This is a genomic window from Kitasatospora sp. NPDC101108 (genome assembly GCF_055584725.1).
In genome coordinates, this window is sequence record NZ_JBVJLM010000002.1 from 39,467 (window position 1) to 64,298 (window position 24,832).

The following is a 24,832-nucleotide window of genomic DNA, read 5'->3' on the forward strand; positions in this document are numbered from 1 at the left end:
CCTGAGCGGAGCGGGGTCAGCTCTCGACGGCCGAGACGTGGACCCCGTAGGCCCGGGCGGCGGACTCGGCGAAGCGCTCCTCCTGCATGGCCGTCAGCTTCCGCACCACCAGGACGGCGAAGACCGCGGCGGCCACTTCGAGCACATCGGAGGCGATCAGCCAGACGACGCCCTGCTGGTAGTCGTCCGGGTAGCGCGCGGCATCGGTGAACTTGCTGCCCATCCGGTTGAGCGCGTTGCCCACGACGAAGGTGCCCCACCACAGGTTGAGCAGCGTCTGGGAGAGCGGCGGCCGCACACCGGTTTCGTCGGGCCGGGCGCCGGCCTGCCAGATGTCACCGGCTATCTGCCGGGGGAACCAGAGATTCACCAGGGGCGTGAACCATCCGCCGATCGCCCAGCCGCGCCGGAACCGGTGCCCGTGCGGGTACAGCACCTCGGCGTTCACCCGCACTCGGTAGAACCAGGTGAGGAAGGCGGCCGCCGTGGCGATCAGGGCCAGGAGGTTCACCGAGAGGGCGGTGTCGTTGAGGTTGTCCGCGTCGGTGAGCGTGGTGCCGTCGACGTTGGCGGCACCGGTCATGAGGTCACCGACCAGGCCGTACAGGTGGACGTCGACCGCGAGGCGGAAGAGTGCCACCGCACCGCTCACGGAGAGAAGGACGGTGGCGGCGGTGGCGGCCGCTCTCGGTGAGCGGAACACGGCGGGCGAGGGCATGGGGGAAGGACTCCAGGTTCGGATCAGGGGGTGACGGGCCGCTACCTTAGGGCCGATCAGCTTCGTGCACCAGCGTTTTCGTGGATACATCGCGGACGGGGCGCACACCCCGGGCACGAACACCCCATCGCTGGAGCACATCCTGCCCCACGCCTGTGACCACTGGCCACCGGACCGCAGGAAGTCGGCCGGGCGGACGTCCGGGGAAACGCTGTTGAGCTCGTGACAGCAGCTCAGGAGACTGCGGTCATGAGCTCTCGACGCTTCGTGGCCCTCGATCCCGACGGCATCAGTGCCGGTGGCTGGATGTATGCGCTGGTCGAAGCGAGGACAGCTGTCTTCTATCAGCACCAGTACGGCGGTACCGCGTGTCGGCAGGGGCAGGTTGAGGGCTTCCTCGTGCCACTGTTCGGCCCTGCCGCGCTGGATGCGTTGCGCGAGTTGTTCGAGAGGGACTACCGCGGCGCCGGCATCTGGGACTACCCGTGGCCGGATGACGAGCGGGACAGGCTCCGCGAGATCGTCGGAGCCGTCCGCTACTGGGCATGCGACGGAATCACGGACGAGCCGCACCCGCTGCGGCTCGACGAGAGCCGGATCCGCGAGGTCGACGAGGCCTGGGTGCCGGTGGTCACGCCGGACGGCCCCGCCGTGCTGGTGTGGTCCAACTCGGACTGAACGGCGGGAATCAGCTGTCCGTCCCGAACCGGGGAACCCCGCCCCGTCGCCAACCTGCGGGGACGACCGAGGTGCTCCGGTTGTGCGGGTAGGGGATGAGACAGGATCCCGGACCGGTCGGGCGGCGGCCACTACTGCGGGGCCGAAGGAAGGCCAGTGACCGTGCGCCGAGCCTGGTCACGGGCGCGGAAGCCGAAGCTGATGAGGGTGACGCGCTCTCCAGCGCACAGCGGCGTCCGGCCGTGCGGTGTAAGTGCGCCGTCGAACACGACGCAGTCGCCCGCAGCGAGATCGTGTTCGAGGTAGCCGTCGGCGCTGATGAACACGGTGGTGCTCATGCTGGGCGCGGCGTCGAGGCGTTCGTGCTTGAGGCAGAGGATCATGTTGGCCTCGCCGAAGCCGAACTCGTCCAGGTGGAAGTCCAGATGCTGTCCTTCGTCCACGTAGGCGATGTAGACGGCAGTGTGCGGCCGCTCAACCGCCAGGCCGGTCGAGCGGGCCACGACTGCGGCTAGATCGACATGTTCGGCAAAGTGGTTGGCGGCGTCGCCAACGGCGGCGTTCCACTTGCCGTTGTGGAGGTAGCCGTCGACCGCGATGGCCTTCTCAGCTTCCCCCGCCATCGCCACGATCAGTTCGGCCGGGAACGACTGGTCGCGAAGGTGGCGCAGATGACGCGGCTGTACACGCTGGTACGCGGTGAGTCCGCCTACAGCATGCCGGAGGGAGGGGAAGTCAGCCGTCCATCGGGCCGGCGTCTTGGTCGTGGTGTGGGACTGGAGCCATGAGGTCCACTCGCCGCTCCACTGGGGCGGCGGCACGACACCTGCGGCGCACGCGGCGGCCTGGGCGGTCAGCAGCTTCACCCTGTCGAGCGCGGCCTGTGTGGACTCGACGAGCTCGGCATCGCCCTTGGCGATCCGCAGACGCAGCGCCTCTTGCAGGTAGGTCTGTGCCCCCGTGAGGTCGCCGCGTTCCATCAGCGCCTTGCCGGTGTGCTGGAGCGCGTAGTCAACGAGTTCCGGGTGGTGGCTCCGCGCGGTGTCCAGCGCGCTGCGGTAGAGCGCGTCCGCGGCCTGCACCTCGCCGGAGTAGCGGTGAGCATCAGCGAGGTTGAGTTCGGTGGCAACGAGGGCGTGGGTGTTGCCGATTACTGCGGCGAGATCGAGCGACTGCCGGAGGAAGTTACGGGCCTCCTCCTGGTTGCCCAGGCAGAGTTGCCCGATGCCGATCCAGCGGGTCAGGACCCGCGTACGAGCGGGGTCGGCCCCCTCGGGAAGGTTCCTCAGTTCGTCCCGAAGCTGGCCCACGGCGATGGCCAGCTCAGTCCGATCGGTGGGCACCATTCGCAGGTTGTCGTCGTGGGTGATGAGGTGGTCCAGCACGCGACTCTCCGTCTTCGGTTCTGCTCGGCCGCTACAGCTGGTCGGTCCGCTGGCGCAGGTCGGCCAACAGCTCCACACCGTGCGGGGTGAAGTGCTCGGTGAGGAGTTCCAGTTCGCGCATGAGGTAGCGCACGGCCGGCAGTCCCTCGTCGTAGGCGCTCTGGAAGTTCGCACGCTCGTCGGGGGTGAGGTCGTCGCGGCGCAGTTCGGTCTGGCGGAACCGGAGCAGCTGGTTGTAGACGCAGGTCGCGTGGAAGGCCCTGTCGATCTCCCAGTACTGGTTGCGGTCCTCGCCCTGCCCGGCCCGCCACCTGATCTTGATCTTGGGGGAGGTCTGGGAGGAGTATCCGTCGGCGAAGACCTGGTGCTGGAGGACGTGGAAGCTGATCGACTGGTGGGTGCCTTCGTGCATCAGGTTCTCGGCCAGGTAGATGTGAGACGGCTGCTCGCTGACGGTGTTCGGCGGGATGTGGCGCGACGCCTTGTCCGAGAACACGATGACGTACGGGAGCGCGGGGTCACTGGAGCTGGTCAGCGAGGATACGTGCACACCGGGCTTGAGCCCCACCCACAGCAGTCCCCGGACGAACTCGCGTACCCGATCGAACCCGTCCGGGTGGACCAGCGACAGGCGATCCAGGGCCTGGGTCAGCGCCGTGCGACGCTCGCCGGTGTGCTCGGCGATCTCGTAGTTCGTCAGGTTGATCTCGTCGGCGATCTCGACGGGCAGCTCGGCGTCGAACCAGTCGAACATCGCACCGGCCACGGTCACGGGCTCGCTGCGCAAAGAACGGGCGTGCGCGGCGTAGGGGATGCCCGTCTTCACCAGGCGCTCCATCAAGGCGAAGGGGAGAGCCAGCTCGGCGCCCTGCTCGCGGAGCCGGATCAGGTCCGGGTCCCTCCTGTCGAGGTCGAAGAAGGAGCCGGCGGGGACGCGGGTGGCGATGGCGGTCTTCAATGCGGACTCTCCTTGATGGTGATGTGTGCGACGCCGGGTGGCGGGTTGGTCCGGACGGTCACGCCCGGGCCAACCCGCCTGTGCCGTCAACTAACCGGCATCAGTGGAACTGCGATCAGGCTTCGGTACCCACCGGGGCGAAGTCGCCGTCCGGGACGCTGTGGTCCAGGCGACGGGTCAGGGAGTCGACGCCCGTCCGGGGGGCGAAGTCGCCGTCCGGGACGCTGTGGTCCAGGCGACGGGTCAGGTTGGTGACCTCCGGGTCACCGGGCTTGATCGTGGCGGTGCTCATGTGCCTCTCCAATCGGGGTTGGCTTCTGCCCGCCCGGGTGCGGGCGGACAGTCGTGCGGGTGGTGCGGCCCGGCCGGTCCGAAGAGACCCTTTCCGACGAGCCGGGGGCTTGTGGGCGCCCTGGGGCGCGGGGTGCCGGCTAGAAGCGGCCGGAGGCGATCAGCGCCGTGGCCAGCGCTATTAGCGCAAGCAGCGAGAGCGTGTAGGCGACGGCGACGGGCCTGGGGGTAGGGAGACCGCGAGCGGCGCGCTCGGCCAACTGGCGGTAGTAATCCTGGTCGTCCACGCCGTTCCTACGCCGGGCGCTGGTCGAGGGCGGCCCGCAGCGCGGCGCGGCGGTGCGGCCGGCGGGCGCGGGCGATGCAGTCGTCACAGATCGGGTGACAGGTGCCCTGGCTCTCGCCGGGAGCCTGGCGCGTGCTGCCCGCGCAGACCAACGCGTCCCGCTGGCATACCCAGCAGGTCCCATCGCGGTAGCCGTCGGGGCGGTCGACCACCGCACCTTCGCACGCTCGGCGTCGGACAGTCCGCCCCTCAGCAGCCGCCCGGTGGATCCGGCCGGGCGGCGTGGGAGGGGTGAGGGGTCAGGCCACCGGTTGGCGGTCGCGGGCGGGGGCGAGGGTGGTCGCGGTGGCGTCGTCCGGGCGGTGGGGCATCCGCAGGACGGCGATCGCGCCGAGGCCGACGACGGCGATGGCGAGGATCAGGAGGGACAGGAGGGCGAGGCCGATCAGGAGTCGCACGGGGTGTCGTCCTCGGTCTTGTCGTGGTCGTGGGAGCGGAGGAGGGTGAGGAGGTTGAGCACGGTGCTGGCCGGGGCGTGGCCGAAGCGGACGAGGACGCGGCCGTCCACGACGCTGTCGGTGGCGGCGGAGGGCCAGAGGAGGCCGAACCGGCGGCCGCGCTCGGCGAGTTCGGCGAGCAGGTAGGCGACTTCGATCTCGGTGTAGGTGCGCATCAGCGGGTCGTCCGGCTGGATCGGGCGGCTGCCGCGGTCGTCGGCGGCTGAGGCGGAGGGGGTGCTCACGCGGCGGCGTCCAGCTCGAACCAGACGGACTTGCCGGTCTTGCGGGGCTCCGTGCCGAAGCGGTGGGTGAGCGAGCGGACGAGGTGCAGGCCGCGGCCGGAGACGGCGTAGGGGTCGGGGTCGTCGCGCTGGGTGGGGAACAGCGGGTTCTGGTCGCTCACGGAGACGCGGAGGACGCTGTCGAGGAGGACCACGACCACGATGGGCGCCGCACTGCCGCCGTGGCGCCAGGCGTTGACGAAGAGTTCAAGGAGCGCGACCTCGGCGTCGGCGACCAGGTCGGGCTTCCACCCGGCGCGCGAGGTGGCCTCGCGCAACTCCTCGCGCGGGGCCGACCAGTCAGGGGGGAGGGAGAGGGAGAACACGAAGGAACCTCCGTGGGAGTCGAGAGACGCCTCGCAGCGATTGATGGTCACTCAGGAGAGACCGCTTGAAGCGTGATCGTGATGCGAGCGCACAGCGAGACACCTGGCGATTGCCGTCTGTGTGCGGCTCGTCACAGTCAGCATGGGGCCAAGAGCTTGCTCTTGGCAACTCGTCTCAGAATTTTGGATATATCCAAATCGAACGCCAACCCCGGCTCCTAGAGTGGGGGTTGCCGGTGGCGAACGTGACCGCCGGGAAGGCAGACTGGTCGGCGAGGCTCAGGAAGGGCGGGGATGGCCGGAACAACGGGTCCAACGGTTCGACGGAGGCAACTCGGAGCCGAGCTGCGCCGCAGGAGAGAGGAAGCCGGCCTCTCGCACGAGGAAGTCGGCGAAGCTCTGAGCGGCATGAGCCAGCCGAAGCTGTCCCGCATCGAGAACGGCCGTGGTGCCACCAAGGTCGACGATGTCCGACGGCTCCTTGCGCTGTACAAGTGCGAGGACACCGATCTGATTTCAGCCCTGGTCGACATGGCGAAGAACGGTTCTCAACGCGGCATGTGGTGGCAGAGTTACGGCGCGCACATCAGCCCGGAGCTCGGCGATCTGATCACCCTTGAGGCCAGCGCCTCATCCGTCCGCACCTACGAAGGCGCTTTCATCCCCGGACTACTGCAGACTCCCGCATACGCGCGCGAGATCATCCGGAAGATCAGCATGCGACCCGATGTCAACGTCGAGGCTTTGGTCGACGTGCGCATGGCCCGGCAAGGTGCGCTCACCCGATCCGAGCCCCTTACGCTCTGGGCGGTCATCCACGAGGCAGCCATCCGATCTGGCGTCGGCGGATCTGCCGTCATGGCCGAACAGCTGTCCCGCCTGATCGATCGAGCCACCCAGTCGAACATCAACATCCAGGTCATGCCGATCGGCGCGCCGGCTCACCACGGAATGGGTGGTGCCTTCACCATCCTCGGCTTCCCACAGCGCCAGGACCTCGATGTCGTCATGGTGGACGGCACATTGAGCAACCTCTGGGTCGAAGAGGTCACCGACGTAGAAATCTACGGGGCGAAGTTCGACGCGATCAGGGCCGACGCCCTCGGTTTCGACGACTCGCTCGCCATCATCACTGACCAGAGAGACAAGCTCACATGACGTTCCACCCCAACGCTTCTGTCCTGAATCTCACTTGGAGCAAGTCCTCACACAGCAACGACTCTGGGAACTGCATCGAGATCGCGCGCCAAGGCGGATCAGTCGCCCTCATCCGCGACTCGAAGGACCCATCCGGTCCAGCGCTGGCCTTCGATCGCGCGGCCCACACTGCTTTTGTCAACGCCGTCGCCGATGGGGAGTTCGACTTCGGTCTCGTCTGACTACCATTTCGCGGCGCCTCACCCGGTTCCGGGCGAGGCGCCGCCGTCCGTCACTCCCCCTCGGGGACCTCCACGATCAGCAGCGTTCCACGGCTTCCCGCCCGAACCGCGTGGCGCTTGCCCGCCGGTACCCGGCACAGCTCGCCGGTGCCGACCGTCAGGGCCTCCCCCTCCAGCTCCAGTTCCAGAACACCGTCGGCGACGAACAGCACCTCGGCCGTCCCGTGCACCTCCTGCTCCAGCTCCCGGCCGTCCATCCGCAGCACTTTCACCGCCGCCGCCCCGACCTGCCCCAGCACCACCGAACGCCACGCATCGGGCAGTTGGGCCGCTTCGTTCCTCACATCCACCAAGCTCATGACCAGGCACGCTATCCGGGCCGACCATCAAATCGGTCGACCGTTTGGCAAAACCTGCCAGGATCTCCAGGGTGAACGCTCGCGCGCTGTACGAGGCGCTACTCGACACCGACGGCCCCTACGAGGACGTCATCGCCCCCTGGCTCGCCCAGGCCGCCACCGACGACTACCGGGCCCGTCTCCAGACGGCCGCCTTCCCTCACGACCACTGGTGGGCCAACGACGGAGACCTTCTCAAAGAGCTCTACGCCCTCAGCCGCGTCAGCGACTACCTCCTCCTCGACCCCCAACTCCAGCCCTATCTGCACCTCTTCACCGCCCTCGGCATGACCCCCTTCGACACCAGCTCCCCATTCGACCCGTTCCTGCACGAGATCACCGAGGTCGAACAGGCCGACGACCCCGACTCCCCCATCGAGATCCTCGACGTCCGGTGGCCCGGCCTGATGCTCGGCGAGCTCCTGTTCAGCCGTGCCGGCGTACGGGTCCGGGCCGGCGCCGACCACGCCGAACGCGGAGTTGCCGACCGCTGGCCGCTCTACTGGACCCACCGCCGCGCCCACCGCCCCACCTGCGACCTCTCCCAGGGCTGGGGCAACAACTCCCAGTGGCGCACCGACTTCCGCCTCGACTACCGCACCCCCGACGGCGACCTGCTCAACGTCGCGGAGGAGGCCCCGATCGACGGCCGTCCCGACCTCGACCCCGACGACTACGGAAACCTCGGCCCCGACGAGCGCCTCCTCACCCCCGCCGAACGCCGCGAACTCCTCCGCCACCGCACCTTCCTGCGCGCCCCCGCCGCCTCCTCCGACCCCGCCTGGGCCGCAGACCTCTTCCCCTGGGAGTGGCGCCTGCCCGCCGACCCTGTCGACGAGGTCGGCCCTGCCCAGTGCAACGCCGAGTAGGCCACGACGAAGGTGGCGCTCGACGATGCCGACGATGGGAACCCCTCGCCGCACGACATACTCCCGGCGGATTACTCCGGTACCTCCCGGGGCTATGAGCGACACCAGCTTGTTTACATCGGTGGGCCGATTCGACACGGAGCCACGGAACCTAGCGTCGACCCCATGAAACGCAATCGCCGAATCAGCGCCGTCGCGGCGCTGGCGCTCGCCGCCCTCGTCACCGGAACCGGCACCGGGCTCGCCGCCACGACCACACCGTCGGCCCCACCGGTGGCCACGCACGCGTTCGACACCGCACCGGCCACTGCCACGGCCACCGCGCCCACTCGGTCCTTCCACGGCACGCTCCCCGCGCCGACCGGCCCCTACGCCGCCGGCGAGGACGTCATCCACCTCACCGACGAGAGCCGTCCCGACCCGTGGGTGCCGTCATCCGGCCCCCGCCAACTGACCGTCACGATGGTCTACCCGGCCGTCCCCGGGACCGGGACTCCGGCCCCTTACATGACGCTCGCCGAGGCAGCCGGAGCCATCCAGCGCCGGGGGTTGCCGGCGAGCTCCGGCGTCACCCCGCAGAGCCTTGCCGGCGTCACCACTCACGCCTTCGACAGCGCGCAGCCGCAGCACGGCAAGCATCCACTGGTGGTCCTCTCGCCCTCGTACGAGAACCCGCGCTGGACGCTCACCTCGCTCGCGACCGACCTGGCCAGTCACGGCTACGTCGTCGCGCTCGTCGGCCACACCCACGAGGACAGCGGCGAGACGCTGGCGAACGGCCAGACGCCGCCGTGCGCGATCTGCGACGACCCGGAGCTCGACTTCGACTCCGTCGCCGCCAGCCGCGCGCGGGACGTGTCCTTCGTGATCGACCAGTTGACGCACGGCAATACCGCGTGGCGCCTGGCACACCTCATCGACAAGCACGAGATCGGCATGGCCGGACACTCCCTCGGCGGAGCGGCGGCCGCCGCCACGATGATCGCCGACCCGCGAGTACGGGCCGGAGTGAACCTGGACGGCTCCTTCCACCCGGACCCGATGCCCGGCCAGATCGACCGGCCGTTCCTCATGCTGGGTACGGCCGCCAACACCGATTGGGAGCACCCCTGGGCCGCCCTCGGCGGCTACAAGAAGTGGCTGACGGTCGCCGACGCCGACCACTTCAGCTTCAGCGACCTGGACCTGCTTCTGAAGGAGGCCGGGTTCCCGGCGCCGCCCCTGTCCCCGGAACGCGGGGTGGCGATCACCCGCGAGTACGTGACAGCGTTCTTCGACCAGACGCTGAGGGGGATCCACAGTCCGCTGCTGGACGGCCCCTCGCCGAACAATCCGGAAGTGCTCTTCCAGCACTAGACGCCGATCCTGTGGGCGCTGGCCAACCCGAAGATCGGCGAACGCGAGGTCCTGGCGGCGATGCTCGAAGTCGACGCCGACCTGGTCGCCGAGCGTGAGGACATCCTGCTCATCACGGACAAGGGCTTTGCCTCCAAGCCGTTCGAGAAGGACCTCGCCGAGCAGGGCATCGAGCTCCTGCGGCCCTCGCTCAAGCGTGAGAAGAAGCGGTACGGCGAGCCGATGCTCAAGAAGGTCCGCCAGCTGATCGAGTCGGTCAACGACACCCTCAAAGGGCAGCTTGACCTGGAACGACACGGCGAGCGGACCTTCGAGGGCGTGGCCGTCCGGGTAATCCAGCGGATCCTCGCGATGGCCGTCGGCATCTGGCACAACAACCTGATCGGCGCACCGGTCACCCGCTCGCTGATCGCCTACGACCACTGATCACATCGGCTCTACCGGTCGAGGCCAATAACGTGCTTGCAGTACGCCTTCCCGAGCTCGCTCACGTCCACAGACGCGTGCACCATCACGCCGGGCGCGGGCGCAACATGCTTCCGTATCAACTCGAGTGCGGCGTGACTCAGCTCCGCCTTGACCGTCTCAGCACGGCCCTGCAGGATCACGAACTCGACGTGTATCACGGCGTGCGCGGGCGCTCCGTCGGCCACGAACGTCTCTTCGACGCGCCGGAAGCGTGTCTTGCAGTTGTCGACAGTGTCCTTGATGACCTCGGCTGTGAGCGGATGCAATTCGAGCGCGAAGCTGCGGCGATCGAAGGCGGCGGACAGGGAATCGGAGTAGTCGACAGTGATGTGCGGCATCAGGCGCTCCAGGTTCGGGCTTCGTAGTTCTGGCCATCCTCGCAGTGAGGAGCGCCCGATACCGGGCGGTCCTCGCCACTGCGCACAATTACCGTAAGTCAGCTCCACGCGACTCAGGTGCCCGTCCGACTACCCAAGTTCGCGACCTCGCCAGACATCGGACTCATTCGTCTAGCGTCCGGGATCCTCGGCGGTCTTGGTCCAGGTGAACGGCTTGGGGTTCTCGCGAGGACCTCGTCCGCACCCAGCCCGCGCACGAAGGAGTGATTGGCGGTCCCTGTACGTCCTCGCCGCCCTGCGCCGCTCCCCCGGACCAGCGATTCAGCCAGCTGCGTCGCCTGCTCGACGGCGTGACGCAGAAGATGCTCACCCAGACCCTGCGCGCTCTCGAACGCGACGGCCTCGTCGCCCGCACGGTCCACCCCGCCGTGCCCCCGCGCGTCGAGTACTCCCTCACCGATCTCGGACACGCCGCCGGCGAGCTCACCACCGCCATCGCCGACCGGGCCGTCGACCACGCCTCCCGCGTCCACGCGGCCCGCGCCGCATTCGACGCACGCCCCGAGGAGCCCGATCCTGTCCAGTGAATGATGCGAAGGGTCAGTGGTCGTAGGCGGTCAGCGAGCGCACGACGGGTCGGCCGGTGTGGTCCTTGTGCCGGATCGCGCTGGTCAGGGCGAGGACGCGTCGCAGGACGCGGACCATCACTGCGCCCCGGGTGCGGCCCTGGTGGCGTTCGAGGTCGAGCTGGGCCTTGAAGGGCGAGCCCTTGACATCAATCGTCCAGGACACCGGGGCCCGCTACGTGATCGGCGAGCAGCTCGCCGATCACGTAGCGGGCGGTGCGGGCCATCCGGGGGTTGGTCTCGCGGTAGTAGCTCAGCTCCATCAGCGCCACGGACAGCGCCCAACCCCTCCCCCGCGCCCACTGCGCGTCGTCGGCGCCGACGGCCGTCCGGAAGGCGCCGCGGACGGGCGCGGGGAGCACGTACCAGGCGGGGATCAGGTCCACGGCCGGGTCACCGAGGCCCGCGCAGCCGAAGTCGATGACGGCGCTCAACCGGCCGCGCCCGTCGACCAGCAGGTTGCCGGGCTGGAGGTCGGCGTGGATCCAGACCGGCGGGCCGGGGGGCGCCGGCGCCGCAAGTGCGGTCTCCCACACCATGGTTACCGTGTCCGCGTCCACCGCATCACCCAGCGCCGCGACCGCCCGCCGGACCGCCGCGTCCCGCTCCGAGAGCGTCTCACTGCGGTAGGAGGCCGGACCGCCGGCCGGGTCGACCCGGTGCATCGCGGTCACGAACACCGCCAAGTCCCGTGCCATCCGGCCGGGTTGGGGAACATGCCCGGCGACCGGATTGGCTCCCTCCAGCCAGCGCAGCACCGACCACGGCCACGGGCACCCGTCCACCGGTTCGCCGAGCTCCACCGGCGCCGGTACGGCGAGCGGCAGTTCGGGCGCCAGACGGCGCAGCCAGGTGTACTCCTTGGCGATGTCCTCGGCCGCCCCCGGGATGCGCGGGATCCGCACCACCAGGTCCGTGCCCAGCCGGTACATGGCGTTGCTGGTCCCGGCGGAGTCGATCAGTTCCACCGGCAGCCCCTTCCATCGGGGGAACTGCGCGGCCACCATCCGGCGCACCAGGGCTTCGTCCGTCTCCAGCTCGTCCGCGTGCATTCTCCGGGGCATGGCGCCCGACCCTGCCAGCACCGGCTACTCCCGGCAAACGAATTACCAGGGCACGAGCTGCCCCAGGTGGTCCACGAAGTGCAGGCCGCCCTTGCCGCGGTACCGCTCGATCGTCTCCGCCACTCCGGGAACGCTCTCCTCCACGCTCAGTTCGGCCCCGGGCCCGCCGAGTTCGGTGCGCACCCAGCCCGGGTCCATCAGCAGCAGCGTCCGCGCGCCGTCCGCCTACACGGCCGGTTCGGCCGGGCGGCGGAGGCGTTGTTCATCGCCCAGCCGGTTGCTCAGCCGACAGATCCGGGCGTTCGAGCAGGAGTTGGGCTGCGCCCAGTTCCACCCGTACCACCCGCAGCGTCGAACTGACCGACGCCGGGCGGCAGTTGTACGAGAAGGCGCGGCGGATCACCGCGACCGTGGACACCGCGGCGGAGCGGGTGCGCGAGGCCGTCGAAACCTGCCTGGCCGTCCCGGAGGACGGTGACCGCCCGGGCCCCGTAAGCGAGTTCCTCGAACTGGCCGTCCCCGCCCTGCGGTCGGCGGCTCAGGGCCGAGCCGCGAGGTCCTGACTCCCCACCACCTTGAGCAGCCGCAGGGCGGAGTGCGAGGAGGTGCCGGGCGCCGCCGTGTAGAAAATCGTCCACTGGTCCCGGTGCGGGTCGTGCAGGGCCTCGCAGTCGAGGTCGAGCGGGCCGACCACCGGGTGCACGATGCGCTTGGTGGTCGAGCGGCGCACTTCGACGTCCTGCCGGGCCCACAGGTCGCGGAACTCGGCGCTGCCCGCGAGCAGCCGGTCGACCAGGCGGCGCAGGTCGCTGTCCGCGGGGTAGCGGGCGGCGGCGGAGCGAAGGTCGGCGACCGCGCGGCGGGCGAAGTCGGCCTGCCCGGCGGGGTCGTGGAGGGCGCGGGCGTCCGGGTCGGTGAAGAAGCGCCCGATCAGGTTGCGCTCGCCGGGCGGCAGGGCGGAGAAGTCACCGAGCAGGGCGGCCGCCATGGCGTTCCAGGCGAGGACGTCGCGGGCGGCGCTGCAGACCATGGCCGGGGTGTCGTCCAGCCGGTCGAGCAGGTGCAGGATGCCGGGCCTTACGTCGCGGGGCATGGCGCTCGGGGGCAGCGGCGGCTCGCCGACCAGGTGGTGCAGGTGGGCGGTCTCGTCCTCGGACAGCCGCAGGGCCCGGCTGATCGCCCCGATCATCTGCCGGGACGGGCGCGGGCCGCGGCCCTGTTCGAGCCGGATGTAGTACTCCACCGACATCCCGGCGAGCTGCGCGACCTCCTGGCGGCGCAGGCCCGGGGTACGGCGCCGGCCCCCGGCCGGCAGGCCGACGTCGGCGGGCTGGATGCGGGCCCGCCAGCGCCGCAGGAAGGCGGCCAGCTCCGCCCGGTCCACGTGTTCCACACCCCCAAGTGTGGCCCGGCCGCCGCGCGCCGACCATGGGACCGCCGGTACCACCCTCGGCAGTGCTCTCCCGCGCTTCGTACGGCCCGGCCAGGGTGGTTCGCATGAACGACAACCACGACAACCACGGCAACCACGGCAACCACGGCAACCACGGCAACCACGGCAACCACCGCATCGTCCTGATCACCGGCGCCAACAAGGGCATCGGCCTGGCCACCGCCGGCGAACTCGCCCGCGCCGGACACACCGTGCTGATCGGCGCCCGCGACCCCGGGCGCGGCGCCGCGGCCGCCACCGGGCTGGCCGAGCAGGGCCTGGACGCCCGCTTCGTCCGCCTGGACGTGACCGACCCGGCAACCATCGCCGCCGCGGCCGAACTGATCGCCGCCGAGTACGGCCGCCTGGACACCCTGGTCAACAACGCGGGCATCACCCGGGACTTCGGCACCACCCCGGACCAGCTGACCTTCGAGGCCCTGCGCGAGACCTACGAGACCAACGTGTTCGGCGTCGTCGCCGTCACCAACGCCATGCTGCCGCTGCTGCGTAGGTCCCGGGCCGGCCTGATCGGCAACGTCTCCAGCGGCCTCGGCAGCTCCGCCGTCCTCACCGACCTCGACCACCCGGCCGGGGAGCACACCATGCTGCTCGGCTACAACACCTCCAAGGCCGCGCTCAACGCCGTCACCCTGGTCTACGCCCGCAGTCTGCGGGACGCCGGCATCAAGGTCAGCTCGCTGGAGCCGGGCCACTGCGCGACCGACCTCAACCACCACTCCGGGCCGTCCAGCGTCGAGGAGGGCGGCCGCCGGATCGCCCGCCAGCTCGGCGAGGCGCTGGCGGGGCCGAGCGGCCAGTTCTTCCACCCGGAGGGCGGCCACTACCCCTGGTAGGCGGCGATGAGGCCCGGCAGCCCGCGCATGTCGTCGAACACGACCGTGCCCGGCCCGGCCAGCCGCTCCGCCGCCGTCACGCCGCCCGCGTAACCGAGGGCGCGCATCCCGGCAGCGCGGGCGGCCTGCACGCCGGGCCCGCTGTCCTCGACCACCAGGCAGCGGGCCGGGTCGACGCCCATGCTGCGGGCGGCGTGCAGGAAGAGGTCCGGCGCGGGCTTGCCGCGCCCGACCTCGGTGGCACTGAAGATCCGGCCCTCGAAGCGGCCGTACAGCCCGGTGCGGCCCAGGGTGTGGCGCATCTTCTCGTGGGTGCCGCTGGACGCCACACAGGTGGGCAGCCCGAGCGCCTCCAGCGCGTCCAGCGCCTCCGGCAGGCCGGGCACCGGCGTCAGCCCGGCGTCCACAGCCTCGGCGTGCAGCTCCCGGAACCGCTTGTCGAACAGGGTGGCGGCCTCCTCGCCGAGGCGCTCGGCGACCATCGCGTGGTTGGCGGCCTCGGACCGGCCGACGAAGCGCTCGATCGCCTCCGCCTCGGTCAGCGGCCAGCCGAACTCCTCCCCCAGCTGCACCAGGACGCGGACGGCGATCACCTCGCTGTCCACCAGGACGCCGTCGCAGTCGAATATCACCAGGTCTATCGGCTCGCTCATCCGATGAGCATATGGTGAGCCCTATCCGGTCAGGGCCCCGGCGGCGGGAAGTTCGTCGCCGACTCAGGAACACTGTCTGGCAACCGCACCGAGTTCGAGCAAGGGAAGTCCGCCACGACGGCCTTGGCGGTCTTCAACGCGATGTCCATGACCGCCCGGTGCATACTGTCCGACTGCGGACGGGTGAACGCGAGGACCTGGACCCCCACGTACGGCCGGCCCATACGCGTGTTCTCCGGGTTGTCGCACCGGAGCGCGAGGCCCACGTCATCCTGCTCGACCCATCCCTGCACGTCCGCACCGAAATCGAGCCGGCTCCTGGGCACCTTCGAGTCAGCGCCGTAGACGAGCTTCATGAGGGACTCGTCCATCGACCGCACCGTGATGCTCAAGATGGAGGGCCCCGTGTTCCGAGTCACCTCGCACTTCTGGCCATCCGCGGTCGGGTGGAGCTGCCCGCCTTCCAGCTCATAGTGCTCGACGAACGTCCCGTGCGCGTCACCCGCCAGGGGCTTGAGGTCAGCCCGGGTGAGCACCGACCAGCAGGCGCTGGCAGGCAACTCCGCCGGTGCGTGGGCCGACCGCCACCACCACCCGAACCCGGCCCCGGTGAGGACCACCGCCGCGACCCCGGCGGCGAGCCACCGCCGCAGGCGCCGCCTGTCCTCAGCCATTGACGGCCCGGCCGAAGCGACCCGCGGCGTAGGTACCGCCGGTCAGCACGCCCTTCGCGGCCCCCCCGGCCAGCGCCTCGATCTGCTTCGGATTCAACCCTGTTCCCTGCGCTGCCTGTTCCACCGTCTTCTTGGCAGATGCGGCAGCCGCGTTGAAGCCCGCGTCGTCCGCACGCGTGGCCTGGTCCGCGGTGTTCGGGTCGATGTAGTAGCTCGACGCCATCTGGTCGATGAGGTAGTTCACCGGCAGTGACATGCCCTTGCCGACGACGGGAAGATCCCCTGCCACCCTGCCGCCGGTCGCGGCCCAGACCGCCTTCCCCCACATGGCGTTCTGGCTGATGGAGTCGTTGTACGCCTTGGCCTGGCCCTTCATCTCGTCCACCAACCCGGCCGTCCGGCCTGCGGTGAGATACCCGGCCACCTCGCCGCCGGAGTGCGCCGCGTTGGTCACGGCCAGGTCGAACTCGGGACCGTAGGTGTCCCGGTGCAGCATCACGTCCTGGATGCGCGCCGTCGTGTAGGCCTGCTGGGCCTGGGCGATGGCGCCGAAGGCGTCGGGGTTGCGGCCCAGGGCCCCCAACAGCTTTTCGGTGTTCCCCTGGTTGAGCTTCGCCGGCGCGCCGTATGTCGTCAGGGCGCTGTCCTCCGGATTCAGCGCCACGTGCACGTCACCCATGTAGGCCGCGGTCAGATGGCCCAGGCTGGGCGCCAGGCCCGCGAAGTCGGCTCCATTGCGGAGCAGCTTGGGACCGTCGTCGCTCCCGAAGCGATCGACCACCTGCTGCATCACCTTCGCCATCTCCGGCGTGTGCTGCGGCAGGGGGGTGCCCTCAGGTGCGTCGTAGGAGCGCCCGGTGGTGGCCGCCTCCAACGCATGGCCCAGGGCCAGCACCTCAGGCGACTCCGCGTGGCCGCTGGCGAAGTAGTCGTTCCCCTTCCAGATGTCCTGGAGCGGCGAGCGGTCACCTCCCACGGTCAGCGCCCGGAGGTAGTTGTTGTCCTGGTTGAAGGCCTTGACCGATCCGTCGAGGTTGTACTCCGTCTTCGGATCGTGGAAGAACTGAGTCGCGGCCTGGGGATTGTGTGCGAGCGCGTCCAGCACTCCGGTCATCGGATTGAAGCCGCCCCCCTGGGCGCCCTGCGTGTAGCCCAGCAACTTCATCTGGTCCAGGTCACTGGGAAGCCACGGCGTCGACGTCCAGAAGCCGGGCATCTCACTGAGCTGGGTGGCGTGTTCGGCGACCGGGTTGAGGAAGTGCGGGTCGTATTTTCCGGTCCGCAGGATGTTCGCCAGAATCTGGTAGCCGTACGGCTGAACGCTGCCACTGACCCGGTTGCTGCCGCGCGGCAGGATCTCCACCCGAGTGGCTCCGGCCCGGCGCAGGCCCGCCTCCCACTCGTCGGACAGATGCGGGAAGTTGTGACTGTCGGTGGCAGTGGCCAGTGCCGTGCCGAGGTTCTTCTGGAGGTCGGCGATGGCCGTCGAGCGGTTGCCCTTGTCCGCCGATGCCACGGCCAGCTGACCGTAGTACTTGAGGAAGCCGTCCGGCCCGAGCCGCCCGTAGAAGGCGGTGGTGAACTGCGGGTTGTTGGCGTTGGCCTTCAGGGTCTTGTTGAGCTCGTCGAGTTGGGCGTCGGAGAGGTTCCCGGCCAGCTTGAGGAGGTCCGCCGCCCTCTCGCCCTGCTCCTCCGGGCCCCTCGACGGCTGGAATGCGGTCTTGCTCTTCCCGGTCGCGCCGCCGAGCGCTGCGGCGGCCGCGGTGTCAGCCGCCTTCGCACGGGCCACGGCCTTCGCGATGTCCTGGCCCACCGACTCGGCAAGTTCCTTGTACGTGGTGGTGTAGGTCGGGTCGTGCTTGTCGGCGTCGCTCGTCGGCGCGGGCCAGCTGATGTTGACGCCGTCCGCGTCCACCGTCAGGGAGTGGTCGGCGGCCCTCTTCAACGCCGCGTCCAGGTCCGCTCGGGCGGCGGCGAGTTCGGTGTGTGCGTCCCTCAGGGCCTTGCCGATCGCGGTGGCCTCCTCGAAGGCCGCATCCAGCTCATTACGGGTCTTGGTGATGGTTGCGGCGGCCCGCTCGGCCGCGTCACCCCGCCAGTTCGATCCCTGGAGCGGTGTGAGGATGTCGCCGGTGAACTCGGAGGAGAGCTTCCAGTTGCGCGTCAGCGACTCGAAGGCCGAGGCCAGGGCCTCGATGCCCTTGAACGTCTCCTGGCGCAGGTCGGAGAAGGTACTCATGTCGCCGGCCTCAGTTCGTCTGCAGGTTCTGCGCGTTCACCTGATCGGCGCGCGCGTACTGGTCGGCATTGCTGATCAGGCCGGTGGAGATGTCCGCGATCGCCTGGCTGGTCGCCTGCGCCTGCGCCTCCCACATCTCGTGCGCGGCCTGGACCGCCCCCACGATCGCCCAGTCCTTGGACATGCCCTGGAGGCTGCTCTGGAGGTCCTTCCACACACCCTTGGCGGCCGTGTCGAAGTCGGTGTGCAGGGTGCCCGCGTTGGTCCCCGCCTTGCGCAGCGCCTCCGGGCTCACCTTCACCGTCGGCCCACTGGGGGCCTCCACGGACACCGGTGGCGGCGCCCACCCCGGGGCCGCCGCACCGGCGGCGGCAGCGGCGAGGTCCGGGAACTGCTTCTTCGCCGCCTCCGTCAGGTTCCCGGAGCTGTCGAAGAGCCACGGATTCATCTTGCGCTCGAAATCCAGATCAGTCACTCGTTCCCGCCCCCAAAAACCGTGTGGCCCCCGCCAACGGATCGCCCATTCGTTCGACTCAATGGGCAGCCTAACCATTGGCCGTTGTTGCGTAAAAATTTGAGCGAAATCTGAGCGCGCGGCCGACGCCAAACCGGAAAGGCCCGGCGGCCGAAGCCGCCGGGCCCTCTGCCGATCGGGCGTCAGCTGGTCTGGATCGAGGTGTCGTCGATCACGAAGCTGGTCTGCAGCGAGGAGTCCTCGGTGCCGGTGAACTTCACGGTGACGCTCTTGCCCGCGTAGGCGGACAGGTCGAAGGTGCGCTGCTGGTAGCCGGTGGCGGCGTCCACGTTGGAGTAGGTCTTCAGCGTGGTGCCGTTCACCGAGACGGTCAGCTTGTCGTACGCGGTCGAGCCGGTCTCGGCGGTGTCGATGTGCAGCCAGAAGCTCAGCGTCGCCTTGCAGCCCGCTGGGATGGTGACCGTCTGGGACAGCGTGTCGGTGTGGCTGCTGCCGTAGCCGTTCAGGTAGGCCTTCCAGCTGCCGCCGTGGGCCGCTTCGGAGGAACTGTTGTCGACCACGCCGCTCGAAGCCGTCCACGGCGCGGCCGAGCCGGTCTCGAAGCCCGGGTTGCCGAGCAGCTGGGCCGGGGTGCAGGAACCGCCGCCGCTGCCCGCGACCGTCCAACCGAAGCTGGTGGTGGCCGACTTGCCGGCCGCGTCGGTGACGGTGACGGTGACGCTGGAGCTGCCGGCGGTGGAGACGGTGCCGGAGATCAGGCCGGTCGAGGAGTTGATCGACAGCCCGGCGGGCAGGCCGGTCGCGCTGTAGGACAGCGGGGCGGTGCCGCCGGAGGCGTTGATCTGGAGGTTCACCGCGCCGCCGACCGTGCTGGACTGGTCACCGGGGCTGGCCACCGACACGGCGGCGCCGGCCGGCTTGGTGAGCAGGCAGCCGGGCACGGTGAGGTCGATGGCGCGGCTGGAGTTCAGGCAGGTGGTGAACCAGTAGGTCTCCTCGCCGTAGCTCTGGCCCTTGGTGGCCGTGGTGGAGCCGTCGGCGGCGACCTCGCAGGGGTTGTTGAGGGTGCACATCTGGCCGTCGTCGTTGCCGGTGTTGTTGATGCCGACGATCCGCCCGCTCGCGGAGTCGATGATCGGCGAACCGGACGTGCCGTGCGTGGTGTTGCAGCCGGAGCTGTAGCGCAGCGAGTCGTGCCAGGTCCACTGGTCCTCGCGCAGGGTGGGCACGAACCCGTTGACGGAGCAGTTCCAGACCTGCTTCCAGTACGAGGACGGGATGTACATCGAGGCGCCGTCGGTGGGGTGGGCGTCGTTGACGGTCAGCGCGGTGGCGCCGTACTTGGAGCTGATCGAGGAGTAGGTGTCGGTGAGTTCGTAGAGCGCGACGTCGGTGCCGGTCATCGTCGCGTAGATCACCTTGTCGGCCTGGACGGTGCCGAGGCTGTTGCCGGCACCGTCCAGCAGGGTGCCGCTGCGGCTGGCGCCGACGTTCTGGATGACCTGGCCGGACGAGGGCATGGTGGGCAGGCAGTGCCCGTTGGTGAGCATCATGGCCCGGTCGCCGGCCACCGAGGCGGGGAACCGGACCAGCGAGGCCGAGCAGTCGTCCAGCGCGATGGTGGACGTCAGGTCGGCCGCCTGGACGGCGTGCGCGGGGACGGCCGCGAAGGCCAGCCCGCCCGCGACGACGGCGCTCGTACCGGCCACCGCGACAAGTCTCTTGAACATGGCTCTCCTTGTGGGGGATCGCGGGGCTCCCGGCTGGTCGCCGAGGCCCGCGCCCGCACGAAAGTGCCATGGCCACTTCAAGCGGTCAACAGTTCCCGCACAACTCGCCACTGCACAGGCCGGGTTGTGCCATCGATTGGCAACAACCCGTCCTGGTATGCCCGTTAAGGGCAGCGGCCGTGAACGCTACGGCTGCGGGAAGGAGTTCGCATCCACGTCGTTGGTCTTGGCGTTGCCGTCGGCCACCGGCTGCAGGGTGATCTCCCAGGAGGTCGCGGTGCTGCCGGTCTCGTACGGGAAGTTGTCCTCGAACTTGGTGAAGGCGCAGTTCTGCGTGAAGGCCTTGGCCTCGGAGTCCCAGTCCGCACCCTCGGAGACGTAGACGTCGTAGGTCCCGTCCTCCACGCCCTCGATGCTGGCCTTCTGTCCCTTGCCCACGAACATCGAGTGCACCGTCTTGCCGTTCAGCACGAGCGAGACGACGGCGTCCTTCTTGGTCCCGTTGTCCACCTTGAACACGCCCTCGCCGCGCAGCTTGCCCTTGCTGACCATCGTGCCGTTGTCCAGCGAGCGGGACTGCTGCTTCGGCAGCTGCGGGACGGCGAAGGTGGTCGAGTAGCCGGCATCCGCCATCTTGCTCAGGGCCGCCGACACCCCCGCCAGCCCCTGCGAGGCGCCGAGCTCGGCCTCGGCCGAGTCCAGGGCGCAGACGCTGTGGGACTTGATGTCACCGCGGACCGTGGTCGCGTCCTTGGCGAGCAGCTGCAGCGCAAGCACCAGCACCGTCTTTTCCTTGGAGACCGCGGCCGGCCGGTCCGCCTTGCCCAGGCTGTCGGCGGCCGTCTGCGCGCTGGTGGAGACGGTGGTGAGCACGGTGCCGAGGTCGGCGAGGTTCTTGGCCCCCGACACCTGGCCGAGCGCGGCGTTGAGCGGGTCGATGCTCGCGCTGAGCACCGGGCCGTACGGCGTCGGCGTCGGCGTGGCCTGAGGAACGGTCAGGCCCGTCGCCGCACCGGTGGACGAGGAGCGGGTGCCACCACCCCCACCGCCGGAGCAGGCCGCGAGCAGCAGCGCCGTACCGACGGCCAGACCGGCCTTCCCGAAGGACCTCATGACCCCACCCCACTGACACCCGGCGCGCACAGCACGCGACACCCCGTGACATGCTGCCGAGCACGGACCTCCCGGTCAACAGATTTCAACAGATCACCCGAAGGGGCCGTCCGGCCCACCCATCCGGGTCAACTACGATCGGGCCCGTGCTCAGTCTCACCGGACTCCCCCTCCAGATCATCGCCTCGGTCCTCGCGATCGTCGTCTTCGCCGCCACCATGTGGCTCTGGCCGAAGTTCGGCGGGAAGGGCTGGAAGTCCTGGCTGGGCCGGATCGGAACGTTCCTGGCCACCCAGCTCTCGGTGCTGGCCGCCATGGGCCTGATCGCGAACAGCTACTTCGGCTTCTACAGCTCCTGGACCGACCTGCTCGGCACCAGCGGCGGGCTCGGCACGGTGGTCGACCACCAGCCGAACGCCTCCGGGGTGTCCGTCACCGGTGAGCAGAAGTTCTACTCGGCCCAGGGTTCGGAGCCCGACCGCTCCGGGCTGATCCAGAAGGTCGACGTCAAAGGAGCCGGCAGCGGCCTGAGCACCGAGGCCTACGTCTACCTCCCGCCGCAGTACTTCCAGCCGGGCTTCGCCAAGCAGCGCTTCCCGATGGCCGTGGTGCTCACCGGCTACCCGGGCACCCCGGAGAAGCTGATCTCGCTGATGCAGTACCCGGCGTCCACCCTCGACGCCATCGAGCAGAAGAAGCTGCCGCCGACCATCCTGGTGATGACCCGGCCCACCCTGGTCGGCGACCGGGACACCGAGTGCGTCGACGTGCCGAACGGCCCCCAGGTCGAGACCTTCTTCACCGCCGACCTGCCCAAGGCCCTCGCCACCACCTACCGGATCGGCACCGACCCGGCCAACCGGGCCGTGATCGGCAACTCCACCGGCGGCTACTGCGCGCTCAAGTTCGCGCTGCGCAAGCCCGACTCCTACCCGGCGGCGGTCGCGCTCTCCGGCTACTACAGCGCCGCCCACGACCCGACCACCGGTGACCTGTTCGGCGGCAACGACAAGCTCAAGCAGGAGAACGACCTGCTGTGGCGGCTGAAGAACCAGCCCGCCGCCCCCGTCTCGCTGCTGCTGACCACCGCGTACGACGAGAACAACTACGACGAGACCAAGGCCATGGTCGCCGCCTTCAAGGCCCCCACCAAGATGTCGACCATCACCCTGGACACCGCCGGCCACAACTTCCACACCTGGACCCGCGAGATCCCCCCGGCCCTGGAGTGGCTGGGCAAGCACATCACCATGCCGCCCGCCGCATAGCCGACAGATCACACCCGGCTCACAGCCTCGTCTCACGGTTCTCTCAGCCTCGCCACGCACGGTATGGCGCATGACCACGAGCAGCTACTCCCCTCCGGCCGGCGATCCGTGGCCCGAGGCCGCGAACTACCCGCCACCGGAGATGCCGCAGCCGGACGCCGGCGGCCGGCCGGACCCGGCGCCGCTCTTCCCCGAGCAGGCCCTGCCGCCCGTCGGCCCCAAGGGCCCCGCCTCCTGGTCCGGACGGCTGCGCACCCTCCCGGCCCGCGCCTGGCGCGGCCGCGCGGACGACCCTCGCTGGGTGCGCCCGGCCCTGCTGGCGCTGATGGCCGCGACCGTCGTCCTCTACCTGTGGGGCCTCGGCGCCTCCGGGTGGGCCAACGCCTTCTACTCGGCCGCCGTCCAGGCCGGCAGCCAGAGCTGGAAGGCCTTCTTCTTCGGCTCCTCCGACGCCGGCAACTTCATCACCGTCGACAAGCCCCCGGCCTCGCTGTGGCCGATGGCGCTGTCGGTGCGGATCTTCGGGCTCTCCTCGTGGTCGATCCTCGCCCCGCAGGCGCTGATGGGCGCCGCCACCGTGGGCGTGCTGTACGCCACGGTGCGCCGCCGCTTCTCCCCCCTGGGCGGCCTGCTGGCCGGCGCCGCGCTGGCGCTCACCCCGGTCGCGACGCTGATGTTCCGCTTCAACAACCCGGACGCCCTGCTGGTGCTGCTGCTCACCCTGGCCGCGTACGGGATGGTGCGCGCGATCGAGACGGCGAGCACCCGGTGGCTGCTGTTCACCGGCGCGATGTTCGGCTTCGCCTTCCTCACCAAGACGCTGGCGGCGTTCCTGATCCTGCCCGCCTTCGCGGTGATCTACCTGGTCGTGGCCCCGACCGGCTTCTGGCGGCGGCTGCGGCAGACCCTGCTCGCGGGCCTGGCCCTGGTGGTCTCGGCCGGCTGGTGGGTGGCGATCGTGGAGCTGCTGCCCGCCTCGGCCCGCCCGTACGTCGGCGGCTCGCAGGACGACAGCTTCCTCTCGCTGACCTTCGGCTACAACGGCCTCGGCCGGGTCGACGGCAACGAGCGCGGCAGCGTGGGCGGCGGCGGCCACCTCCCGGCCGGGCTCGACCTGCCGGCCGGCGCGACGCACAACCGGGGCTGGGGCCAGACCGGCATCACCCGGCTGTTCGGCAGCGACATCGGCGGGCAGATCGCCTGGCTGATGCCGGCCGCGCTGATCCTGCTGGTGGTCGGCCTGTGGGCGACCCGCCGCTACGCCCGTCCGGACACCGCCCGGGCGGCGTTCCTGGTCTGGGGCGGCTGGCTGATCTCCACCGCGCTGATCTTCAGCTTCATGTCCGGGATCTTCCACCAGTACTACACGGTGGCGCTGGCCCCGGCCGTCGCGGCCCTGGTCGGCATGGGCGTGGACGGGCTCTGGCGGGCACGGCACCGGCTGCCGTACGCGCTGCTGCTGGCGGGCGTGCTCGCCGTGACGGCGGTGTGGGCGTTCGTCCTGCTCGGCCGCAGCTCCGACTTCCTGCCCTGGCTGCGCTGGGCGGTGCTGGCCGGCGGGCTGGCGGCGGCGGTCGCGCTGGTCGCCGGGCAGTACGTCGGCGGGGTCTCCGGGCGGACGGGCGCGCGGATCGCCTCGGTGGCGGGCCTGGTGGGTCTGGCGGCGGCGCTCGGCGGGCCGGCCGCGTACGCGGTGGACACCGCGGGCACCGCGCACAACGGCTCGATCGTCACCGCCGGGCCGTCCGTGAAGGGAGCGTTCGGGCCCGGGGCCTTCGGCCGCAAGGGCGGCAAGGGCGCGATGGGCAACGGCCGGATGTTCGGCCAGGGCGGACAGGGTGGTCAGAACGGTCAGGGCGCCCGAGGCCAGGGCGGCTTCCCCGGCGGCGGCCGCGGTGCCGGCGGCGGCACCGCCCCCGGCGGCCACCACGAGCGCGGCGTCGGCGGCAACAGCGGTGCCGGCGGTTTCGGGGGCGGCTTCCCCGGCGGCCAGGACCCCGAGGGTGCGAACACCCCCGGCGGCCCCGGCGGTCCCGGCGGCCCCGGCGGCGGCATGGGCGGCCTGCTCGGCGGCACCAAGGTGAGCGACGAGGCCGCGGCACTGCTCTCGCAGGACGCCGGCCACTACACCTGGGCGGCCGCCACCACCGGTTCGCAGAACGCGGCGAGCTACCAACTCGCCACCGGCAAGCCGGTGATGGCCCTCGGCGGCTTCAACGGCACGGACCCCTCGCTCAGCCTGGAGGGCTTCCAGAAGTACGTCCAGCAGGGCAAGGTGCACTGGTTCATCGCCGGTGGCTCGCACCGCGGCTTCGGCGGCGGCGAGAGCGGCGAAGACGGTCAGCAGACCGAGGCCGCCCAGATCGAGGCCTGGGTGACCAGCCACTTCACCGCCAGGACGGTCGGCGGCGCCACCTTCTACGACCTCACGGCGCCCACGTCCTGACCGGGCCGACGTCGGGCCGACGTC

At 70.1% G+C, this 24,832-nt stretch carries 29 protein-coding genes and 4 pseudogenes; 11 read left to right on the forward strand and 22 right to left on the reverse strand.

Annotated elements, in window-relative coordinates; all coding sequences use genetic code 11:
• Positions 1 to 16: 16 nt before the first annotated feature.
• On the reverse strand, positions 17 to 718 hold the full coding sequence (locus ACZ6Z8_RS04880) for a DUF4328 domain-containing protein (protein WP_465606421.1): 702 nt from the start codon (positions 716 to 718) through the stop codon (positions 17 to 19).
• A 249-nt stretch (positions 719 to 967) separates the two neighbouring features.
• Between ACZ6Z8_RS04880 and ACZ6Z8_RS04885 the strand changes: the two genes are divergently transcribed.
• Positions 968 to 1,396 (forward strand): DUF6210 family protein, encoded by a 429-nt coding sequence (locus ACZ6Z8_RS04885; RefSeq protein WP_465606422.1) that lies wholly within the window; start codon positions 968 to 970, stop codon positions 1,394 to 1,396.
• A gap of 131 nt (positions 1,397 to 1,527) precedes the next feature.
• On the opposite strand, the gene ACZ6Z8_RS04890 is transcribed toward ACZ6Z8_RS04885, so the two are convergent.
• From ACZ6Z8_RS04890 to ACZ6Z8_RS04925, 8 genes are all read right to left on the reverse strand, one after another.
• Positions 1,528 to 2,781 carry a tetratricopeptide repeat protein gene (locus ACZ6Z8_RS04890; RefSeq protein WP_465606424.1) on the reverse strand — a complete coding sequence of 418 codons (1,254 nt, stop codon included), beginning with the start codon at positions 2,779 to 2,781 and terminating at the stop codon, positions 1,528 to 1,530.
• 31 nt (positions 2,782 to 2,812) lie between these two features.
• Positions 2,813 to 3,739 (reverse strand): hypothetical protein, encoded by a 927-nt coding sequence (locus ACZ6Z8_RS04895; RefSeq protein WP_465606426.1) that lies wholly within the window; start codon positions 3,737 to 3,739, stop codon positions 2,813 to 2,815.
• A 115-nt stretch (positions 3,740 to 3,854) separates the two neighbouring features.
• On the reverse strand, positions 3,855 to 4,031 hold the full coding sequence (locus ACZ6Z8_RS04900) for a hypothetical protein (protein ID WP_465606427.1): 177 nt from the start codon (positions 4,029 to 4,031) through the stop codon (positions 3,855 to 3,857).
• A gap of 139 nt (positions 4,032 to 4,170) precedes the next feature.
• Positions 4,171 to 4,317 (reverse strand): hypothetical protein, encoded by a 147-nt coding sequence (locus tag ACZ6Z8_RS04905; RefSeq protein ID WP_465606429.1) that lies wholly within the window; start codon positions 4,315 to 4,317, stop codon positions 4,171 to 4,173.
• 7 nt (positions 4,318 to 4,324) lie between these two features.
• Positions 4,325 to 4,528: a hypothetical protein gene (locus tag ACZ6Z8_RS04910; RefSeq protein ID WP_465606431.1), complete on the reverse strand. Its 204-nt coding sequence runs from the start codon at positions 4,526 to 4,528 to the stop codon at positions 4,325 to 4,327.
• An 87-nt stretch (positions 4,529 to 4,615) separates the two neighbouring features.
• Positions 4,616 to 4,774 (reverse strand): hypothetical protein, encoded by a 159-nt coding sequence (locus tag ACZ6Z8_RS04915; RefSeq protein WP_465606433.1) that lies wholly within the window; start codon positions 4,772 to 4,774, stop codon positions 4,616 to 4,618.
• Positions 4,762 to 5,058, reverse strand: a complete 297-nt coding sequence (locus ACZ6Z8_RS04920; protein WP_465606435.1) for a hypothetical protein — start codon at positions 5,056 to 5,058, stop codon at positions 4,762 to 4,764. Before ACZ6Z8_RS04920 ends, ACZ6Z8_RS04915 begins: the two co-directional genes overlap by 13 nt.
• The gene (locus ACZ6Z8_RS04925) at positions 5,055 to 5,423 is read right to left on the reverse strand and encodes an ATP-binding protein (protein ID WP_465606437.1); all 369 of its coding nucleotides are present in this window, start codon (positions 5,421 to 5,423) and stop codon (positions 5,055 to 5,057) included. Before ACZ6Z8_RS04925 ends, ACZ6Z8_RS04920 begins: the two co-directional genes overlap by 4 nt.
• Before the next feature lie 294 nt (positions 5,424 to 5,717).
• Between ACZ6Z8_RS04925 and ACZ6Z8_RS04930 the strand changes: the two genes are divergently transcribed.
• Both ACZ6Z8_RS04930 and ACZ6Z8_RS04935 read left to right on the forward strand, forming a co-directional pair.
• Positions 5,718 to 6,581 carry a helix-turn-helix domain-containing protein gene (locus tag ACZ6Z8_RS04930; RefSeq protein ID WP_465606438.1) on the forward strand — a complete coding sequence of 288 codons (864 nt, stop codon included), beginning with the start codon at positions 5,718 to 5,720 and terminating at the stop codon, positions 6,579 to 6,581.
• Positions 6,578 to 6,802 (forward strand): DUF397 domain-containing protein, encoded by a 225-nt coding sequence (locus ACZ6Z8_RS04935; protein WP_465606440.1) that lies wholly within the window; start codon positions 6,578 to 6,580, stop codon positions 6,800 to 6,802. Before ACZ6Z8_RS04930 ends, ACZ6Z8_RS04935 begins: the two co-directional genes overlap by 4 nt.
• A 50-nt stretch (positions 6,803 to 6,852) precedes the next feature.
• On the opposite strand, the gene ACZ6Z8_RS04940 is transcribed toward ACZ6Z8_RS04935, so the two are convergent.
• Positions 6,853 to 7,161 (reverse strand): cupin domain-containing protein, encoded by a 309-nt coding sequence (locus tag ACZ6Z8_RS04940; RefSeq protein ID WP_465606442.1) that lies wholly within the window; start codon positions 7,159 to 7,161, stop codon positions 6,853 to 6,855.
• Positions 7,162 to 7,232: 71 nt separating this feature from the next.
• On the opposite strand from ACZ6Z8_RS04940, the gene ACZ6Z8_RS04945 reads away from it, so the two are divergent.
• The 3 genes and pseudogenes from ACZ6Z8_RS04945 to ACZ6Z8_RS04955 all read left to right on the forward strand — a co-directional run.
• A complete protein-coding gene (locus ACZ6Z8_RS04945; protein WP_465606443.1) occupies positions 7,233 to 8,069 on the forward strand; it encodes a hypothetical protein in 837 nt (278 codons plus the stop codon).
• A 165-nt stretch (positions 8,070 to 8,234) separates the two neighbouring features.
• Complete coding sequence (locus ACZ6Z8_RS04950; protein WP_465606445.1) at positions 8,235 to 9,425, forward strand: alpha/beta hydrolase family protein; 1,191 nt, start codon at positions 8,235 to 8,237, stop codon at positions 9,423 to 9,425.
• Between the two features lie 3 nt (positions 9,426 to 9,428).
• A pseudogene (locus tag ACZ6Z8_RS04955) lies at positions 9,429 to 9,851 on the forward strand (transposase); the annotation flags it as partial.
• Between the two features lie 11 nt (positions 9,852 to 9,862).
• Here the strand turns inward: ACZ6Z8_RS04955 and ACZ6Z8_RS04960 are convergent.
• Complete coding sequence (locus tag ACZ6Z8_RS04960) at positions 9,863 to 10,231, reverse strand: 5-carboxymethyl-2-hydroxymuconate Delta-isomerase (RefSeq protein ID WP_465606447.1); 369 nt, start codon at positions 10,229 to 10,231, stop codon at positions 9,863 to 9,865.
• A gap of 350 nt (positions 10,232 to 10,581) precedes the next feature.
• Between ACZ6Z8_RS04960 and ACZ6Z8_RS04965 the strand changes: the two genes are divergently transcribed.
• A complete protein-coding gene (locus ACZ6Z8_RS04965) occupies positions 10,582 to 10,818 on the forward strand; it encodes a winged helix-turn-helix transcriptional regulator (RefSeq protein ID WP_465606448.1) in 237 nt (78 codons plus the stop codon).
• A gap of 13 nt (positions 10,819 to 10,831) precedes the next feature.
• Here ACZ6Z8_RS04965 and ACZ6Z8_RS04970 read toward each other — a convergent pair.
• The 3 genes and pseudogenes from ACZ6Z8_RS04970 to ACZ6Z8_RS04980 all read right to left on the reverse strand — a co-directional run.
• Positions 10,832 to 10,990 (reverse strand): annotated as a pseudogene (locus ACZ6Z8_RS04970) (IS982 family transposase); the annotation flags it as partial.
• Positions 10,991 to 11,006: 16 nt separating this feature from the next.
• Positions 11,007 to 11,921 (reverse strand): aminoglycoside phosphotransferase family protein, encoded by a 915-nt coding sequence (locus ACZ6Z8_RS04975; protein ID WP_465606450.1) that lies wholly within the window; start codon positions 11,919 to 11,921, stop codon positions 11,007 to 11,009.
• A 42-nt stretch (positions 11,922 to 11,963) separates the two neighbouring features.
• Positions 11,964 to 12,119, reverse strand: coding sequence for a hypothetical protein (locus ACZ6Z8_RS04980; protein WP_465606452.1), 156 nt, complete (start codon positions 12,117 to 12,119; stop codon positions 11,964 to 11,966).
• Between the two features lie 179 nt (positions 12,120 to 12,298).
• Here ACZ6Z8_RS04980 and ACZ6Z8_RS04985 point away from each other — a divergent pair, with 179 nt between their 5' ends.
• Positions 12,299 to 12,484, forward strand: a complete 186-nt coding sequence (locus ACZ6Z8_RS04985; protein ID WP_465606453.1) for a hypothetical protein — start codon at positions 12,299 to 12,301, stop codon at positions 12,482 to 12,484.
• Here the strand turns inward: ACZ6Z8_RS04985 and ACZ6Z8_RS04990 are convergent.
• A complete protein-coding gene (locus tag ACZ6Z8_RS04990; protein ID WP_465606455.1) occupies positions 12,460 to 13,314 on the reverse strand; it encodes a helix-turn-helix transcriptional regulator in 855 nt (284 codons plus the stop codon). The two genes, ACZ6Z8_RS04985 and ACZ6Z8_RS04990, sit on opposite strands and share 25 nt — an antisense overlap.
• Before the next feature lie 104 nt (positions 13,315 to 13,418).
• Here ACZ6Z8_RS04990 and ACZ6Z8_RS04995 point away from each other — a divergent pair, with 104 nt between their 5' ends.
• Entirely contained in the window at positions 13,419 to 14,210 is a 792-nt protein-coding gene (locus ACZ6Z8_RS04995) for an SDR family oxidoreductase (RefSeq protein WP_465606457.1), read from the forward strand.
• Here ACZ6Z8_RS04995 and ACZ6Z8_RS05000 read toward each other — a convergent pair.
• From ACZ6Z8_RS05000 to ACZ6Z8_RS05030, 7 genes and pseudogenes are all read right to left on the reverse strand, one after another.
• Entirely contained in the window at positions 14,198 to 14,863 is a 666-nt protein-coding gene (locus tag ACZ6Z8_RS05000; protein WP_465606459.1) for an HAD family hydrolase, read from the reverse strand. The genes ACZ6Z8_RS04995 and ACZ6Z8_RS05000 overlap by 13 nt on opposite strands.
• Positions 14,864 to 14,892: 29 nt before the next feature.
• Positions 14,893 to 15,537, reverse strand: coding sequence for a hypothetical protein (locus tag ACZ6Z8_RS05005; RefSeq protein ID WP_465606461.1), 645 nt, complete (start codon positions 15,535 to 15,537; stop codon positions 14,893 to 14,895).
• Positions 15,530 to 17,776 carry a hypothetical protein gene (locus ACZ6Z8_RS05010; RefSeq protein WP_465606462.1) on the reverse strand — a complete coding sequence of 749 codons (2,247 nt, stop codon included), beginning with the start codon at positions 17,774 to 17,776 and terminating at the stop codon, positions 15,530 to 15,532. Before ACZ6Z8_RS05010 ends, ACZ6Z8_RS05005 begins: the two co-directional genes overlap by 8 nt.
• A gap of 10 nt (positions 17,777 to 17,786) precedes the next feature.
• Positions 17,787 to 18,251 (reverse strand): WXG100 family type VII secretion target, encoded by a 465-nt coding sequence (locus ACZ6Z8_RS05015; RefSeq protein ID WP_465606464.1) that lies wholly within the window; start codon positions 18,249 to 18,251, stop codon positions 17,787 to 17,789.
• Between the two features lie 182 nt (positions 18,252 to 18,433).
• Positions 18,434 to 19,147 (reverse strand): annotated as a pseudogene (locus ACZ6Z8_RS05020) (Ig domain-containing protein); the annotation flags it as partial.
• A gap of 216 nt (positions 19,148 to 19,363) precedes the next feature.
• Positions 19,364 to 19,981 (reverse strand): annotated as a pseudogene (locus ACZ6Z8_RS05025) (trypsin-like peptidase domain-containing protein); the annotation flags it as partial.
• A gap of 186 nt (positions 19,982 to 20,167) precedes the next feature.
• Entirely contained in the window at positions 20,168 to 21,094 is a 927-nt protein-coding gene (locus ACZ6Z8_RS05030) for a hypothetical protein (protein WP_465606465.1), read from the reverse strand.
• 146 nt (positions 21,095 to 21,240) lie between these two features.
• On the opposite strand from ACZ6Z8_RS05030, the gene ACZ6Z8_RS05035 reads away from it, so the two are divergent.
• Together ACZ6Z8_RS05035 and ACZ6Z8_RS05040 are read left to right on the forward strand one after the other, a co-directional pair.
• A complete protein-coding gene (locus ACZ6Z8_RS05035) occupies positions 21,241 to 22,362 on the forward strand; it encodes an alpha/beta hydrolase (protein ID WP_465606467.1) in 1,122 nt (373 codons plus the stop codon).
• A 70-nt stretch (positions 22,363 to 22,432) separates the two neighbouring features.
• Positions 22,433 to 24,808 (forward strand): glycosyltransferase family 39 protein, encoded by a 2,376-nt coding sequence (locus ACZ6Z8_RS05040; RefSeq protein WP_465606469.1) that lies wholly within the window; start codon positions 22,433 to 22,435, stop codon positions 24,806 to 24,808.
• Positions 24,809 to 24,832 lie beyond the last annotated feature (24 nt).